The sequence below is a fragment of the Streptomyces sp. NPDC043896 genome, assembly GCF_056435605.1.
Window position 1 is genome coordinate 59,978 of record NZ_JBWKEE010000033.1, and the last position, 16,787, is coordinate 76,764.

Below are 16,787 nucleotides of genomic sequence, written 5' to 3' on the forward strand. Positions count from 1 at the left end.
GGCCGGACCTCCTCTACTGTCCGGGCGCGGCGGGCGCGGTGGTGAGCAGCGGTTTGGGCGAGGTCTTGCCCTCCGGCACCCCGGCGGCCGTGACGGCGAGGACGAGGGCCAGCGCGGCGGCCAGCCCGATGGCGGCGGCGGCGAGTGCGCGCACGGCGGAGCCTCCGGAATCTGATGGGGCGTCAGGGAGGCGTACCGTAGCAACGCGCGGGTGAGATGAGAACCGTCTGGAACCGCCCCGGCGCGGACGGCACCTGAGTACGGGTACTCATGTCCGCGGCGGCCGCCGCGGGCACGCTGAGGACATGGACACACCGACGGCCGCCCCGGCGCGGCGCAGGAAGCTGGGCGCCGACATCGCCGGGGCCGTGGGGCTGATCCTCCTCGAACTGATGGCGCTCGCGGGGGTCTTCTTCGTGTGGGTGCTCAGCGGGCTGGACTTCGACCCGGCCTCGGGTTCCGGGCCCCACCCGGTGTGGGGGTACCTCGTCGCGGCCGGGGTGCTGGCCGCGCTGATGGCCCGGGCGGGGCTGCGGGCGTCCCGGCGGGGTGCCGGGGTGACGGCGGTGACCCAGGCCGTGATGGCGATGGGCACGGTGACGGTGATCGTCCTGGGGGCGGCCTTCCAGATCCACGAGGACAGGCCGGTGCCGCCGAGTCCGTGCCTCCGGTCGCCGTCGGCGCCCTGGTGCAACGGCTGACCGGCCCGGCCGGCTAACCGGCCGGGGTGGGGCTCGGCGTGGGCGCGGGCGCGGCCGACGTCGGGGACGCGGACACGGACGCGGAGGGGCCGGGCTTCGGGGTGGCGGTCGGAGTCGGCGTGGGGCTCGGCGTCGTCGACGGCTTCGGGGTCGGCGTGGGGGTGGGGCTCGGCGTCGTCGACGGCTTCGGGGTCGGCGTGGGGGTGGGGCTCGGCGTCGTCGACGGCGTCGGCTTCGGGGTCGGGGTGGGCTTCGGGCTCGGCGTCGTCGACGGCGTCGGCTTCGGGGTCGGCTTCGGGGTCGGGGTGGGCTTCGGGCTCGGCGTCGGCTTCGGGGTCGGGGTGGGCGTGGGGCTCGGCGTCGGGGTCGGGGTGGGCTCCGGGTCCGCCGGCCGGCCCGCCGGGGCGCCCGCGCCCGTACCGCCGCCGCCGCCGCTGCCGCCCGCGTCCGGAACCTCGTGCGCCCCCTGGAGGTAGTACGTGAACCAGGACCGCACCGTCCGCAGGTACTCCCCGGACTGGTTGTACGACAGCACGGCCCTGTCCAGGTCCGCCCCGGTCCGCAGGTCCCGGCCGCCCGCGCACAGGTAGCGTCCGGCGGCCAGCGCCGCGTCGTGGACGTTGTTCGGGTCGCGCCTGCCGTCACCGTTCGCGTCCTGGCCCCAGGCCGCCCAGGTGGACGGGATGAACTGCATCGGCCCCACGGCCCGGTCGTAGCGGGCGTCGCCGTCGTAGGCCCCGCCGTCCGTGTCGGAGATGTTCGCGAAGCCGTTGCCGTCGAGCACGGGCCCCAGGATGGGCCGCAGCGTGGTCCCGGCGGCGTCCACCTGCCCGCCGCGCGCCTGCCCCGACTCGACCTTGCCGATCGCCGCGAGCAGCTGCCAGCGCAGCCCGCACCCGGGGTCGTTCTGCGCCACCCGCTCCTCGGCCGCCCGGTACGCCGCGAACACGCTCGCCGGTATCCCCTGCGCCCCCTCCACCACGGGCGCGGCCACCGCCGGCACCGCCGGGGGCGAGGGCACGGGCGCGGGCTCGGGCTGCGCGGCGGCGGCCGGCTGGTCCTCCGGCAGGACGACGGCCGGCGGCTGAGGGCTGATCAGCGGCGGGAGTTCGGTGAAGTAGGCGGAGTCGCCGCCGGAGCCGGCTGCCGCCCGCGGCGCCGGGGCGGCCTCCTCGCCTGCCGCCGCCGTCGGCTCCTGGCCGGCGCCCGCCCGGGCCTGCGAGGCCGTCATGGCGGCGGCGACCAGAGCCGAGACCAGAGCCGCGGCGGCGCCCCTGCGCAGCCCGCGTCCGAATATCCGTGCCGACATGACGGTCCCCTCCCCTAGACGTCCGCGTGACAGTACGTCAACTCGCTGCACACGGCACGAACGGAGGCGCGGTGTTCACGACATCCCCACGTTCCCTCGCAGCTCACGCATACTGTCCGGACGTCGAAAGCCCTAGGAGACACCGTGCCGTTCACTCTCAGCCACGCGGCCGCCGTACTTCCGGCCATACGCCGGGCCGGGCGGGCCCGGGGGCCGCTGGTCGCCTCGGCGCTCGTCCTGGGATCCTTCGCGCCGGACACCTTCTACTTCGCGGACGCCGTCGTCAACGGCGTCATGGGCTATGGGCAGTTCACGCACTCCCTGCCCGGCATCGCCACCGTGGACGCCGTGCTGACCGCGCTCCTCGCCGCGTGCTGGCTGCTGCTGCGCGAACCGCTGGTCGCGCTGCTGCCGCGCGCCCGGCGGGGCAGGGTGCACGCCTTCGTGCGGGGCGAGAGCTGGCGGGAGCGCCGACTGCCCGGGCTCGCGCTGTGGTTCTACCTCTCGGCGGTGGCCGGCTCGCTCACCCACGTGGCGTGGGACAGCTTCACGCACCTGGACCGCTGGGGGACGAACCTGCTGCCCTGGCTCGGTGACCCCCTCGCCTTCGGCCTTCCCCTCTACTCCTACCTCCAGTACGGGTCCTCGGCGGTGGCCGCCTGCGCGCTGCTCTGGTTCACGCTGAGCGGCCTGCGGCGGATCCCGGCCACGCCCGCCCCCGCCTGCGTGCCGGTGCTGGGCCGGGCGGAGCGGTGGGGCGCCGCCGCCCTGATCGGCGGCTGCGCGGCGATCGGCATCACCCTGCGGGTGATCCGCTTCTACACGTTCCACGACCGGATCCGCACCCCGTTCGACATCATCCCGACCGTCTGCTTCGGCGCGGGCGGCGGCCTCGCCGTCGGCCTGCTGCTGTACGGGGCCCTCGTCCGGCTGCGCGGGCACCGCGACCGGAACCGGCCCGGGCGCCCGGACCGGGAAACGCGGACGCCCGTCCCCACCGCGTAGCGGGGACGGGCGCCGGGAGCACCGTACGGACCTCAGTGCGCGGCGGACTCCCAGTCGCCGCCGACCCCCACGGACACGTCCAGCGGGGCCCGCAGCTCCACGGCCGCACCCATCTCGCGGCGCACCAGCTCCTCGACCCGCTCCCGCTCGCCCGGGGCGATCTCCAGGACGATTTCGTCGTGGACCTGGAGCAGCATCCGCGAGCTCAGCCCGGCCTCGGTCAGGGCCTTGTCCACGCGCAGCATCGCGACCTTGACGATGTCGGCCGCGGTGCCCTGGATCGGGGCGTTCAGCGCCATCCGCTCGGCGGCCTCACGGCGCTGGCGGTTGTCGCTGTTCAGGTCCGGCAGGTAGCGGCGGCGGCCGAAGACCGTCGCCGTGTAGCCGGTCGCCCGGGCCTCGTCGACGACCCGCTGGAGGTAGTCGCGGACCCCGCCGAACCGCTCGAAGAAGGTCTCCATCAGCCCGCGCGCCTCGGCGGGCTCGATGTTCAGCTGCTGCGCGAGCCCGAAGGCGGACAGCCCGTACGCCAGGCCGTACGACATGGCCTTGATCTTGCGGCGCATCTCCGCGTCGACCTGGGAGCGCTCCACGCCGAACACCTGCGAGGCGACGGTGGTGTGCAGGTCCTCACCCGACAGGAACGCCTCGATCAGGCCCTCGTCCTCGGAGAGGTGGGCCATGACGCGCAGCTCGATCTGGCTGTAGTCGGCGGTCATCAGCGACTCGTAGCCCTCGCCGACGACGAAGCCGCGGCGGATGGCGCGGCCCTCGTCGGTGCGCACCGGCACGTTCTGCAGGTTGGGGTCGGTCGACGACAGCCGGCCCGTCGCGGCGGTGGTCTGGCTGAAGCTGGTGTGCACCCGGCCGTCGGCGGCGATCGACTTGACCAGGCCCTCGACGGTCACCCGCAGCTTGGCCTGCTCCCGGTGCCGCAGCATGATCACCGGCAGTTCGTGGTCGGTCTGGGTGGCCAGCCAGGCCAGCGCGTCCGCGTCCGTCGTGTAGCCGGTCTTCGTCTTCTTCGTCTTCGGCAGGTCCAGCTCGCCGAAGAACACCTCCTGGAGCTGCTTGGGCGAACCGAGGTTGAACTCGTGCCCGACCGCCGCGTGCGCCTCCTTCACCGCCTGCTGCACGGCACCGGCGAACTGCTGCTCCATGCCCTCCATGTGGTCCCGGTCGGCGGCGATGCCCGCCCGCTCCAGCCGGGCCAGCAGCTCGGACGTCGGCAGCTCCATCTCGTGGAGCAGCTCGACCGCGCCCACCTCGGGCAGCTTCGCCGTGAACGCGTCGCCCAGGTCCAGGACCGCGCGGGCCTGCGCCATCAGGGCGTCCGCCTCGGCGGTCTCGTCGGCGCCGAAGGCCAGCTGCCCGTCGGCGGCCGGGGGCTGGAGCTCACGGTTCAGGTACTCCACGGACAGCACGTCCAGCGCGAAGGAACGCCGGCCCGGCTTGACCAGGTAGGCGGCGAGCGCGGTGTCCATGGTGACGCCCGCCAGGGTCCAGCCGTGCTCGGGGAAGACCCGCATCAGGCCCTTGGCGTTGTGCACCACCTTGGGGCGCTCCGCGTCGGCGGCCCAGGCGGCGAAGGCCCGCTCGTCGGCCTCGTCCAGCTCGGACGGCTCGAACCAGGCGGCCGCGCCGCCCGCCGAGGCGAGGGCGATCTCGCTGACGTTCCCCGTGCCGAGCATCCAGCTGTCGACGGTGGACACGCCCAGCGGGCCGCCCGCGTGCGCCTCCAGCCACGGCGCGAGCTCGCCCGCGCCGAGCACCGATCCGTCCAGCTCCACACCGGCCGCCGGAGCGGGGGCCTCGGCCTCGGCGGCACCCGGGTCCACGGCAAGGAGCCGCTCGCGCAGCGAGGCGTTGCGGATCTCCAGCACGTCCAGCACGCCGGTGACCGCGCCGCGGTCGTACGGGGCGCGGACCAGGTCGGCCGGGGTCTTGGGGAGCTCCACGTCCTTGACCATCTCGGTCAGGACACGGTTGAGCTTCACGGCCTCCAGGTGGTCCCGGAAGTTCTGCCCGGCCTTGCCCTTGACCTCCTCGGCCCGCTCCACCAGCTGCGCGAACGACCCGAACTGGGTGATCCACTTCGCGGCGGTCTTCTCGCCGACGCCCGGGATGCCCGGGAGGTTGTCCGACGGGTCGCCGCGCAGCGCCGCGAAGTCCGGGTACTGCTGCGGGGTGAGCCCGTACTTCTCCTCGACCTTCTCCGGCGTGAACCGGGTCAGCTCGGAGACGCCCTTCGTCGGGTACAGCACCGTCGTGTGCTCGGAGACCAGCTGGAAGGAGTCCCGGTCACCGGTGACGATCAGGACGTCGAAGCCGAGGGCCTCCGCCTGCGTCGCAAGCGTCGCGATCACGTCGTCGGCCTCGAAGCCGTCGACCGCGAAGCGCGGCACCTTCATCGCGTCGAGCAGCTCGCCGATCAGCTCGACCTGCCCCTTGAACTCGTCGGGGGTCTTCGAACGGTTCGCCTTGTACTCGGGGAACTCCGTCGTGCGCCACGTCTTGCGGGACACGTCGAACGCCACCGCGAAGTGCGTGGGCGCCTCGTCGCGCAGCGTGTTCGCCAGCATCGACGCGAAGCCGTAGATGGCATTGGTCGGCTGGCCCGTCGCCGTCGTGAAGTTCTCCGCGGGCAGCGCGAAGAACGCCCGGTACGCCAGGGAGTGCCCGTCCATGAGCATCAGGCGGGGGCGGTCCGCTGCGGTCGGCTGGTCGGTCTTCTTCGATGCTGTCTCTGCCACGTCCCCGATCCTAGGGCTCCCCGCTGACAATTCCGGCTCGGGCGGTCTCCTCGGGCCCGGGCCGGGCCGCTGCCGGCCCTCCCCCCACCGCTTCCCGCCACCGCTCCCCCGCCTCCTCCTCCGGCGCACCCGCCCCGGCGGCCTCCCCCGGCGCACGTCCGCCGGGCGGCGGGAGCGCCGGTCCGCCCTCCCCGCCCTCCGCCTGCCGTGCAAGGATCGAGAGATGCGGCAGAACGTGCTGCACCCGTACGTACGCTCGAAGGAGAGCGCGATGGCGACCAAGCCGCCCACAGGCGACCCGGTACAGGACGCACCCCGGGTCACCCCGCCCCAGCACGCGGCCGCCGGCCTCCCGGCGATAGGCCACACCCTCAAGGTCGCGCACGCGCAGATGGGCCTGGCCCGCACCGCCCGCACCCTCCTCAAGGTCAACCAGAAGAACGGCTTCGACTGCCCCGGCTGCGCCTGGCCCGAGGGCGACGAGCGGCACACCGCGGAGTTCTGCGAGAACGGCGCCAAGGCCGTCGCCGAGGAGGCCACGCTGCGCCGGGTCACCCCGGACTTCTTCGCCGCCCACCCGGTGTCCGAGCTCGCCGCCCGCAGCGGCTACTGGCTCGGCCAGCAGGGCCGCCTCACCCAGCCGATGTACCTGCCCGAGGGCGCCGACCGGTACGAGCCGGTCAGCTGGGAGAAGGCCTTCGGGATCATCGCGGAGGAACTGGGGGCCCTCGCCTCCCCCGACGAGGCCCTCTTCTACACCTCCGGCCGCACCAGCAACGAGGCCGCGTTCCTCTTCCAGCTCTTCGCCCGCGAATTCGGCACCAACAACCTGCCGGACTGCTCCAACATGTGCCACGAGTCCTCCGGCTCGGCGCTGAGCGAGACCATCGGCATCGGCAAGGGCAGCGTCTCCCTCGAAGACCTCCACCGCGCCGACCTGATCATCGTCGCCGGGCAGAACCCGGGCACCAACCACCCCCGCATGCTCTCCGCGCTGGAGAAGGCCAAGGAAGCCGGCGCGAAGATCATCTCGGTGAACCCGCTGCCCGAAGCCGGCATGGAACGCTTCAAGAACCCGCAGACCCCCCTCGGCATGCTCAGGGGGACCCCCCTCAACGACCTCTTCCTCCAGATCCGCATCGGCGGCGACCAGGCCCTCTTCCGCCTGCTCAACAAGCTCGTCATCGAGACGGAGGGCGCCCTCGACGAGGACTTCATCCGCGAGCACACCCACGGCTACGAAGCCCTCGCCGCCGCGGCGAAGGACACCGACTGGGACGAGACCCTCACCGCGACCGGCCTCACCCGCCCCGAGATCGAACGCGCCCTGGCCATGGTCCTGGCCTCGAAGCGGACCATCGTCTGCTGGGCCATGGGCCTCACCCAGCACAAGCACTCCGTCGCCACCATCCGCGAGGTCGTCAACCTCCTCCTGCTCCGCGGCGACATCGGCCGCCCCGGCGCCGGCGTCTGCCCCGTCCGCGGCCACTCCAACGTCCAGGGCGACCGCACCATGGGGATCTTCGAGCGCCCCGCACCCGCCTTCCTCGACGCCCTCGACCGGGAATTCGGCATCACCTCGCCGCGCGCGCACGGCTACGACGTGGTCCGCTCCATCGAGGCCCTGCGCGACGGCCGGGCCAAGGTCCTCTTCGCCATGGGCGGCAACTTCGTCGGCGCCACCCCCGACACCGACGTCACCGAGGCCGCGATCCGCCGCGCCTCCCTCACCGTCCACGTCTCCACCAAGCTCAACCGCTCCCACGCGGTCACCGGCCGGTGCGCCCTGATCCTGCCCACCCTCGGCCGCACCGACAAGGACGTCCAGGCGGGCGGCAGGCAGTTCGTCACCGTCGAGGACTCCATGGGCATGGTCCACTCCTCCCGCGGCAACCTGGCCCCCGCCTCCCCCCACCTGCTCTCCGAGCCCGCCATCGTCGCCCGCATGGCCCGCGCCGTCCTCGGCACCGCCTCGACGACCCCCTGGGAGGAGTTCGAGAAGGACTACGGGGCCATCCGCGACCGCATCGCCCGCGTCGTCCCCGGCTTCGAGGACTTCAACACCCGCATCGCCCGCCCCGGCGGCTTCCGGCTGCCCCACGGCCCGCGCGACGAGCGCCGCTTCCCCACCAAGACCGGCAAGGCCAACTTCACCGCCGCCCCCGTCGAGTACCCGCGGGTCCCCGCCGGCCGGCTGCTCCTGCAGACCCTGCGCAGCCACGACCAGTACAACACCACCATCTACGGCCTCGACGACCGCTACCGCGGCATCACCGGCGGCCGCCGCATCGTCATGGTCAACCCCGAGGACGCCGCCGAGCTCGGCCTCGCCGACGGCTCGTACACCGACCTCGTCGGCGAGTGGAAGGACGGCGTCGAGCGGCGCGCCCCCGGCTTCCGCGTCGTCCACTACCCCACCGCGCGCGGCTGCGCCGCCGCCTACTACCCCGAGACCAACGTCCTGGTCCCCCTCGACTCCACCGCCGACACCAGCAACACCCCCGCCAGCAAGTCCGTCGTCGTGCGCTTCGAACCGGCCTGATAGAACGGGCCCCGACACCGGTTAACGATCGTTGACGAACGGAGCAGGCCCATGGCCGCGCAGCATGCCGTGAAGTTCCCCCAGGAAGTCCTCGACGAGTACGCGGCCCTGGGCATAGACCTGCCCGCCCTGTTCTCGGCGGGCGCCCTCGGCGAGCGCATGGAGATCCGGATCCTGGAGGCCTCGGCCGAGCGCGTCGTCGCCACCATGCCCGTCAAGGGCAACACCCAGCCCTACGGACTCCTGCACGGCGGGGCCTCCGCCGTGCTGGCCGAGACCCTCGGCTCGGTCGGCGCGATGATGCACGGCGGCATCAAGAAGATCGCCGTCGGCGTCGACCTCAACTGCACCCACCACCGCGGCGTGCGCGACGGCCAGGTCACCGGAGTCGCCACCCCCGTCCACCGGGGCCGCTCCACCGCCACCTATGAGATCGTCATCTCCGACGAGCAGGACCGCCGCGTCTGCACCGCCCGCCTCACCTGCCTGCTGCGCGACACGGAGTCCTGACACCCCGTCCGGTACGAGCCGTTGTGCAGCCCCCGGCGCCGGTCTAGCGTTCCCCGCATGGGAACCGGACCGGCGCCGCGGCACATCACCGCCGCCCCCACGGCAGCACCCCCGCGGTGACCGGCGCGGGCATCGGCCCGGTGGAGCCGGGGGAGGGCACGGGGGACGGGCAGGCCCCGCACACGGGGCCGCGTACGCCCCGGGCGGCCTGGATCCGCTCCCGCTACTCCCGCCACCGCAGGGCCGTGCTGACCGTGGCGGCCGCCGCCGTCCTGGCCGCGGGCGCCCTGCGCCTGTACGCGGCGCGGCCCGATCCGCCGCCGCCCCGGACCCCGCCCGCCCCCTCGCAGGCACTCTCCCTCTCCTACGGCGACCCGGTGGAGCCGGCGCCCGACGGGGCCGCCTTCGCCTTCACTGTGCGTGTGCGGACCGGGTGGGGGCCGGCCGTCACGGTGGAGCGGATCGGGCAGCCCTCGCAGGCGCTGAGCGTGACGATCCGGCCATCCCTCCCGGCCACGGTCGGGGCGGGAGAAGTCCGCGAGCTGTTGGTTCTCATTCGGACAAAAGACTGCGTGCATGTAGCACGGAATTCAGGACTACCTTTCCTGGAAGTGACCCTGAGTAATGGATTCCAGAAAGAGGATCACAGTTACATCCCTGGTGACCGATATGCCAGGGATCTTTCCGTCGCACTGACCAGGGCCTGTCCCGAAGCCCGAGACGCGGCCCCCTCCGGGCCGTCATGACCAAAAACCCCCAGAGTCCTGGCCTGTCAGGACCCAAACCGCCCGATGGTCCTGCCCCGTCTCAGAATGCGGACAAGACGAACCGGCCTGAATTCCCCCGTTCCACCCGCCGTGAACCGCTATGTATTACGCCGTGGCATAACAAGAGAGTCACATCATTGGCCTCAGCCCTCCATAACCGCCGATGAGCCGCCTAGAGTCACGGCCAGTTACCGCGACCGCCGGATTTCTCAGTTCGGTTCCCCGCGTTCGACTCGACGCGTCCCACGGGGGACGCGGCGCCAGGAAAGGACTGATCGTGCGTTCTCGTCAGCTCATCGCCGTGACCGCCGCCCTCGCCGCGGGCGCCCTCACCCTCACCGCCTGCGGATCCCGCGACGACAAGGGCGGAGCCACCGGCGACGGCGGCACCACCGTCGTCATCGGCGTCGACGCCCCGCTGACCGGCGACCTCTCCGCCCTCGGCCTCGGCATCAAGAACTCCGCGGACCTCGCCGCCAAGCAGGCCAACGAGAAGAAGTACGTCAAGGGCGTCACCTTCAAGATCGAAGCCCTCGACGACCAGGCCCAGGCCTCCTCCGGCCAGCAGAACGCCACCAAGCTGACGGCCAACAAGGACGTCCTCGGCGTCGTCGGCCCGCTCAACTCCTCGGTCTCCGAGTCCATGCAGAAGGTCTTCGACGACGCCAAGCTGGCCCAGATCTCCCCGGCCAACACCAGCCCGTCGCTGACCCAGGGCCCCAAGTGGGCCGAGGGCCAGAAGACCCGCACCTACAAGAGCTACTTCCGCACCGCCACCACGGACGCCATCCAGGGCCCGTTCGCGGCGCAGTACCTCTTCAACAAGGCGGGCAAGAAGAAGGTCTTCATCATCGACGACAAGAAGACCTACGGCGCCGGCCTCGCCGGAACCTTCAAGGGCGAGTTCACCAAGCTCGGCGGCCAGGTCGTCGGCGAGGGCCACATCGACCCCGAGTCCAAGGACTTCTCGGCCATCGTGACCCAGGTCAAGTCCTCGGGCGCCGACGTCGTCTACTACGGCGGCGAGTACCCCGCGGCCGGCCCGCTCAGCAAGCAGATCAAGGCCTCCGGCACCAACATCCCGCTCGTCGGCGGCGACGGCGTGAAGGACAAGAAGTACGTCGAGCTCGCCGGCGAGAGCGCCCAGGGCGACCTCTGCACGTCCGTCGGTGCCCCGGTCGAGAGCCTGGCCTCCGCCAAGGAGTTCGTCGACAACTACAAGAAGGCCGGCTACAAGGACGACTACTCCGCCTACGGCGGTTACTCGTACGACTCCGCCTGGGCCGTCATCGAGGCCGTCAAGAAGGTCGTCGAGGCCAACAACGGCAAGCTGCCCTCGGACGCCCGCGCCAAGGTCCTTGAGGCCGTCCAGGGCGTCAACTTCGAAGGCGTGACCGGCAAGGTCTCCTTCGACGAGTTCGGCGACGCCACCAACAAGCAGCTGACCGTCTACAAGGTCGAGGGCGACGACTTCAAGGCCGTCGAGTCCGGCACCCTCGCCGGCTGACCTCCCACCGGCTGACCCCCTAGCCCTCACCCCTCACCTGCCGCGCGGGGCGCGCACCATTGCGCCCCGCGCGGTGTCACATCCGTCGAAAGACTCGGAGGACCTGCGGTGCACGAACTGCCGCAACAGCTGGTCAACGGCCTGCTACTGGGATCCATGTACGGGCTCGTCGCCATTGGCTACACAATGGTCTACGGCATCGTCCAGCTCATCAACTTCGCCCACGGCGAGATCTTCATGACCGGCGGGTTCGGAGCCCTCACGGTCTGGCTGATGCTCCCCGGCGGCACCACCATGTGGGTCGCACTGCCCCTCATGCTCATAGGCGCGGTCATCGTCGCCACCCTCATCGCCGTCGGCGCCGAACGCTTCGCCTACCGGCCCCTGCGCAGCGCACCCCGCCTCGCGCCGCTCATCACCGCCATCGGCCTCTCCATCGTCCTCCAGCAGGCGGTATGGGCCTGGTACCCCGACGCGAAGTCCTCCGTCAAGTTCCCCGAAATCCCCGGCGGCCCCTTCCACCTCGGCAGCATCACCATCCAGACCGGTGACATCTTCCTGCTGATCGCCGCCCCCATCTCCATGGCCTTCCTCGGCTTCTTCGTGAAGAAGACCCGCACCGGCCGCGGCATGCAGGCCACCGCACAGGACCCCGACACCGCGAAGCTCATGGGCATCAACACCGACCGCATCATCACGGTCGCCTTCGCCCTCGGCGCGGCCTTCGCCGCCGTCGGAGCCGTCGCCTACGGTCTCAAGTACGGCGAAGTCCAGTACCGCATGGGCTTCATCCTCGGCCTCAAGGCCTTCACCGCAGCCGTCCTCGGCGGCATCGGGAACATCTACGGCGCCATGATCGGCGGCCTGGTCCTCGGCCTCGCCGAAACCCTGACCACCGCCTACATCGCCGACGTACCCGGCATGAGCCAGCTCGGCGGCCAGTCCTGGGGCAACACCTGGGCGTTCGTACTCCTCATCCTCGTGCTCCTCTTCCGACCCCAGGGTCTGTTGGGCGAGCGCGTGGCGGACAGGGCGTGAGAACCATGACGACCATCACCGCGGACACCCCGCAGAACACCGCAGCCGACACCGGCTTCATCGCAATCCCCGAGAAGCCCGCCCGGCTCCTCGCAACCGTCGGCGGCCTCCTCACCGTCATCTCCTGCTTCCTGTCCTGGACCTGGACCGCAGCCTTCCCCGGAAACCTCACCGTCTACGGCTACCCCGGCGGTCTCCAGTGGCTCGTCCTCGCCGCGGGCGCCCTGACCACGCTCTTCGGACTCTCCTCCTACGGCATCAAGGGCCTCGGCTGGCTCACCCCGGCAGGCGCAGACGCTGCCATCAAGCTCTCCGCCCTCGCCGCCTTCGCCACCGCCTGGTACACGGTCGTCACGATCACCGTCCAGCTCGGCGGCGTCGTCAACCTGGAGCCCGGCGGCTACATCGTCGCTGTCACCACCCTGGTCAGCGTCCTCGGCGCCCTCGCCCTGCCCTTCACGCGCCCCGTGCTCGAGCCGGCCGACCCCGACGACGGCCAGTGGGACACCTTCAAGCACAACGCGGGCAACGTCTGGACGACCGTCAAGGCCAGCTTCACCACCCACACCGCAAGCCCGGCCCGCGCCCTCCCCGCCTGGGCTGAGATCCTGCTCATCGCCGCCGTGCTGGCCGTCACCCTCGGCATCTTCACCTACGGCATCACCACCCCCTACCAGGAACTCTTCATCGGCTTCCTGATCGCCGCAGGCTTCGGCTTCGGTGCCCTCAACAAGAGCGGCCTCGTCGCCCGCTTCACCGCCCTCACCGCCAAGCACCGCAACGTCGCCCTCGTCGGCGCCTTCGCTGCGGCCATGGCCTTCCCCCTCACCCAGACCGACGACCAGTACGCGACCCTCGGCGTCAACATCCTGATCTTCGCCACCGTCGCACTCGGCCTGAACATCGTCGTCGGCCTCACCGGCCTGCTCGACCTCGGCTACGTCGCCTTCCTCGGCGTGGGCGCCTACACCGCGGCCCTGGTCTCCGGCTCCCCCAACTCCCCCTTCGGCGTGCACCTCCCCTTCTGGGCCGCACTCCTCGTCGGCGCCCTCGCCTCCATGGTCTTCGGCGTCCTCATCGGCGCCCCCACCCTGCGCCTGCGCGGCGACTACCTCGCCATCGTGACGCTCGGCTTCGGTGAGATCTTCAAGATCACCATGAACAACCTGGACGGCATCTCCGGCCCCGACGTCACCAACGGCCCGAACGGCATCGCCAACATCCCCAACGTCAACCTCTTCGGCTTCGACTTCGGCGCCAGCCACACCATCGCCGGATTCACCATCGGCCGCTTCGCCAACTACTTCCTGCTGCTGCTCCTGATCACCCTCATCGTGGTCATGGTCTTCCGCCGCAGCGCCGAATCCCGCATCGGCCGCGCCTGGGTCGCCATCCGCGAGGACGAGACCGCCGCCGAAGCCATGGGCATCAACGGCTTCCGCGTCAAGCTCGTCGCCTTCGCCCTCGGCGCCACCCTCGCCGGCCTCGCCGGTGTCGTACAGGCCCACGTGCAGTACACCGTCACCCCCGAGCAGTACCAGTTCGCCAACAGCACTCCGCCGAACTCCGCTTTCCTCCTCGCCGCAGTCGTTCTCGGCGGCATGGGCACCATCTCCGGCCCCCTGGTCGGCGGCGCCCTGCTCTACCTGATCCCCAACAAGCTCCAGTTCCTGGGCGAGTACCAGCTCCTCGTCTTCGGCATCGCACTCGTCATCCTGATGCGCCTGCGCCCCGAAGGCCTCATCCCCAACCGGCGCAACCAGCTCGAGCTCCACAAGGACCTCGAAGCGCCCGCAGTCCTCGGCAAGACAGGGGCCTGATCCATGACGACGACCACCACGGCAACCGCCGAGACCGTCCTCGACGCACGAGGCGTCACCATGCGCTTCGGCGGCCTCACCGCCGTCAAGAACGTCGACCTCACCGTCCGCAGCGGCGAGATCGTCGGCCTCATCGGCCCCAACGGCGCAGGCAAGACCACCTTCTTCAACTGCCTCACCGGCCTCTACATCCCCACCGAGGGCGAAGTCCGGTACAAGGGCACGGTCCTGCCCCCCAAGTCCTTCAAGGTCACCGCGGCCGGCATCGCCCGCACCTTCCAGAACATCCGTCTCTTCAACAACATGACGGTCCTGGAGAACGTCCTCGTCGGACGCCACACCCGCACCAAGGAAGGCCTCTGGTCCGCCCTCCTGCGCCTGCCCAGCTTCGGCCGGGAAGAACAGGCCAGCCGCGAGCGCGCCATGGAACTCCTGGAGTTCATCGGCCTCGCCCACAAGGCCGAGCACCTCGCCCGCAACCTCCCCTACGGTGAGCAGCGCAAGCTGGAGATCGCCCGCGCCCTCGCCAGCGACCCGGGCCTCATCCTCCTGGACGAGCCCACGGCCGGCATGAACCCGCAGGAGACCCGGGCCGCCGAAGAGCTCATCTTCGCCATCCGGGACAAGGGCATCGCCGTCCTCGTCATCGAGCACGACATGCGCTTCATCTTCAACCTCTGCGACCGCGTCGCCTGCCTCGTCCAGGGCGAGAAGCTCATCGAAGGCACCGCCGGCGAGGTCCAGAGCGACGAGCGCGTCGTCGCCGCCTACCTCGGCGAACCCTTCGAAGGCGCCCCCGGCGCCGAAGAGGCCGCAGAGGTCGAGGCCGCCGAAGCCGCCGCGGAAGCCGAGGTCGTGGCCGAGGCCGAGGCAGCCGTCGAAGCCGCCGAAACCGAGGCCCCCGAGGCGGAGGCCGAGGCGGCGACCGACGCGGACAGCACCACCGGCACCACCAGCACGGACGGAGAGGCCAAGTGACCGCACTCCTGGAGGTCGAGGACCTCCGCGTCGCCTACGGCAAGATCGAAGCCGTCAAGGGCATCTCCTTCAGCGTGAACGAGGGCGAGATCGTCACCCTCATCGGCACCAACGGCGCCGGCAAGACCACCACCCTGCGCACCCTGTCCGGCCTGATCAAGCCCAAGGGCGGACAGATCAAGTTCCAGGGCAAGTCGCTGAAGAAGGTCCCGGCGCACGACATCGTCTCGCTCGGACTCGCCCACTCCCCCGAGGGGCGGCACATCTTCCCGCGCATGACGATCGAGGACAACCTCCTCCTCGGCGCCTTCCTCCGCAACGACAAGGAAGGCATCCAGAAGGACGTCCAGCGCGCCTACGACCTCTTCCCGATCCTGGGAGAGCGCCGCAAGCAGGCCGCCGGCACCCTCTCCGGCGGTGAGCAGCAGATGCTCGCCATGGGCCGCGCGCTCATGTCGCAGCCGAAGCTGCTGATGCTGGACGAGCCGTCCATGGGCCTGTCGCCGCTCATGATGCAGAAGATCATGGCGACGATCGCCGAGCTCAAGGCGGTCGGCACCACCATCCTGCTCGTCGAGCAGAACGCCCAGGCCGCGCTGTCGCTGGCCGACCAGGGCCACGTCATGGAGATCGGCAAGATCGTCCTGTCGGGCCCGGGCCGGGACCTCCTCGTCAACGAGGACGTCCGCAAGGCCTACCTCGGCGAGGACTAGTCCCCGCCGGCCGGCCCCGAAATGCCGTGAGGCCCGTCTCCCCTCGGGGGGAGACGGGCCTCACTCGTGTCCGGACTACTTGTTGCCGGCGTTCTGCTTCTTCTCCTCGGCGTCCTCGATGACCGCCTCGGCGACCTGCTGCATCGACATGCGGCGGTCCATGGAGGTCTTCTGGATCCACCGGAACGCGGCCGGCTCGGTCAGCCCGTACTGGGTCTGCAGGATGCTCTTGGCCCGGTCGACGAGCTTGCGGGTCTCCAGGCGCGCGGAGAGGTCCGCGACCTCCTTCTCCAGCGCCTTCAGCTCGGCGAAGCGGGACACGGCCATCTCGATGGCCGGGACGACGTCGCTCTTGCTGAAGGGCTTGACCAGGTACGCCATGGCCCCGGCGTCCCGGGCCCGCTCGACGAGGTCGCGCTGCGAGAACGCGGTGAGCATGAGGACGGGGGCGATGGACTCCCCGGCGATCTTCTCGGCGGCGGAGATCCCGTCGAGGACGGGCATCTTCACGTCGAGGATCACCAGGTCGGGCCGGTGCTCCCGCGCGAGCTCGACGGCCGTCTGGCCGTCCCCGGCCTCGCCGACGACGGAGTAGCCCTCCTCTTCGAGCATCTCTTTCAGGTCGAGACGGATGAGCGCCTCGTCCTCGGCGATGACGACGCGGGTCGTCAGCGGCGGAACGTGCGACTGGTCGGCGTCGGGCGTGGGCGTCGACTCGTGCTCGGCGGTCACGGAGGCTCCTTGTTGCAAGGTGATTCAGCTCCCCCGAGCCTACCTAGCTCCTGTAAGGTGGTGCCACGCAGGGACGCCTCATCCCTTCGTTTCATAGGCCCCAGTACTCCAACTTGGTCAGAGAGGCCGCTCTCAAACAGCGGACAGTGTGGGTTCGAATCCCACCTGGGGCACCTTTCCTTTAATTCCAAGGTCACGCGAGAATCGCCGCCCTTCCCCCCTTTGGGGGAATCCACCGAGAAACTCACACGCAAGCGGTAAATTCTCCCCAGTGTCGACCGCATGTACGATCTGGCGACTCGCGAACACGCGCTAGCTGTATTGATCACGAGCGTTGTTGACACTCGGCAGGTCTTGAACATGACGAAGACCTCCGGTGTGGTGGGAGCTGTCTAGGAACTCACCGCACGGA

13 protein-coding genes and 1 tRNA gene are annotated in these 16,787 nt (G+C 70.8%); 10 read left to right on the forward strand and 4 right to left on the reverse strand.

The window, feature by feature from the left end; translation table 11 throughout:
• Positions 1-13: 13 nt before the first annotated feature.
• Positions 14-154: an SPW_0924 family protein gene (locus AC069X_RS34170; RefSeq protein WP_478734880.1), complete on the reverse strand. Its 141-nt coding sequence runs from the start codon at positions 152-154 to the stop codon at positions 14-16.
• A 151-nt stretch (positions 155-305) separates the two neighbouring features.
• Here AC069X_RS34170 and AC069X_RS34175 point away from each other — a divergent pair, with 151 nt between their 5' ends.
• The gene (locus tag AC069X_RS34175; RefSeq protein WP_478734882.1) at positions 306-701 is read left to right on the forward strand and encodes a DUF6234 family protein; all 396 of its coding nucleotides are present in this window, start codon (positions 306-308) and stop codon (positions 699-701) included.
• 13 nt (positions 702-714) lie between these two features.
• Here the strand turns inward: AC069X_RS34175 and AC069X_RS34180 are convergent, their stop codons facing one another.
• A complete protein-coding gene (locus tag AC069X_RS34180) occupies positions 715-2,010 on the reverse strand; it encodes a lytic transglycosylase domain-containing protein (protein WP_478734884.1) in 1,296 nt (431 codons plus the stop codon).
• Positions 2,011-2,154: 144 nt separating this feature from the next.
• Here AC069X_RS34180 and AC069X_RS34185 point away from each other — a divergent pair, with 144 nt between their 5' ends.
• Complete coding sequence (locus tag AC069X_RS34185) at positions 2,155-3,015, forward strand: DUF4184 family protein (RefSeq protein WP_478734885.1); 861 nt, start codon at positions 2,155-2,157, stop codon at positions 3,013-3,015.
• 32 nt (positions 3,016-3,047) lie between these two features.
• Here the strand turns inward: AC069X_RS34185 and polA are convergent, their stop codons facing one another.
• Positions 3,048-5,768, reverse strand: coding sequence for a DNA polymerase I (gene polA, locus AC069X_RS34190; RefSeq protein WP_478734887.1), 2,721 nt, complete (start codon positions 5,766-5,768; stop codon positions 3,048-3,050).
• Positions 5,769-6,039: 271 nt separating this feature from the next.
• On the opposite strand from polA, the gene AC069X_RS34195 reads away from it, so the two are divergent.
• The 7 genes from AC069X_RS34195 (at position 6,040) to AC069X_RS34225 (ending at position 15,643) form a co-directional block, all read left to right on the forward strand.
• A complete protein-coding gene (locus AC069X_RS34195) occupies positions 6,040-8,310 on the forward strand; it encodes an FdhF/YdeP family oxidoreductase (RefSeq protein ID WP_478734910.1) in 2,271 nt (756 codons plus the stop codon).
• A gap of 51 nt (positions 8,311-8,361) precedes the next feature.
• Complete coding sequence (locus tag AC069X_RS34200) at positions 8,362-8,820, forward strand: PaaI family thioesterase (RefSeq protein WP_478734889.1); 459 nt, start codon at positions 8,362-8,364, stop codon at positions 8,818-8,820.
• Between the two features lie 1,044 nt (positions 8,821-9,864).
• On the forward strand, positions 9,865-11,094 hold the full coding sequence (locus AC069X_RS34205) for a branched-chain amino acid ABC transporter substrate-binding protein (protein ID WP_478734891.1): 1,230 nt from the start codon (positions 9,865-9,867) through the stop codon (positions 11,092-11,094).
• A 108-nt stretch (positions 11,095-11,202) separates the two neighbouring features.
• On the forward strand, positions 11,203-12,132 hold the full coding sequence (locus AC069X_RS34210; RefSeq protein ID WP_478734893.1) for a branched-chain amino acid ABC transporter permease: 930 nt from the start codon (positions 11,203-11,205) through the stop codon (positions 12,130-12,132).
• Between the two features lie 5 nt (positions 12,133-12,137).
• Positions 12,138-13,952: a branched-chain amino acid ABC transporter permease gene (locus AC069X_RS34215; RefSeq protein WP_478734895.1), complete on the forward strand. Its 1,815-nt coding sequence runs from the start codon at positions 12,138-12,140 to the stop codon at positions 13,950-13,952.
• A 3-nt stretch (positions 13,953-13,955) separates the two neighbouring features.
• Complete coding sequence (locus AC069X_RS34220; RefSeq protein WP_478734897.1) at positions 13,956-14,930, forward strand: ABC transporter ATP-binding protein; 975 nt, start codon at positions 13,956-13,958, stop codon at positions 14,928-14,930.
• Positions 14,927-15,643, forward strand: a complete 717-nt coding sequence (locus tag AC069X_RS34225; protein WP_478734899.1) for an ABC transporter ATP-binding protein — start codon at positions 14,927-14,929, stop codon at positions 15,641-15,643. Before AC069X_RS34220 ends, AC069X_RS34225 begins: the two co-directional genes overlap by 4 nt.
• Before the next feature lie 75 nt (positions 15,644-15,718).
• Here the strand turns inward: AC069X_RS34225 and AC069X_RS34230 are convergent, their stop codons facing one another.
• Positions 15,719-16,375 (reverse strand): ANTAR domain-containing response regulator, encoded by a 657-nt coding sequence (locus tag AC069X_RS34230; RefSeq protein ID WP_478734901.1) that lies wholly within the window; start codon positions 16,373-16,375, stop codon positions 15,719-15,721.
• Between the two features lie 97 nt (positions 16,376-16,472).
• Between AC069X_RS34230 and AC069X_RS34235 the strand changes: the two genes are divergently transcribed.
• Positions 16,473-16,548 (forward strand) — tRNA-Leu (locus tag AC069X_RS34235).
• Positions 16,549-16,787: the final 239 nt, after the last annotated feature.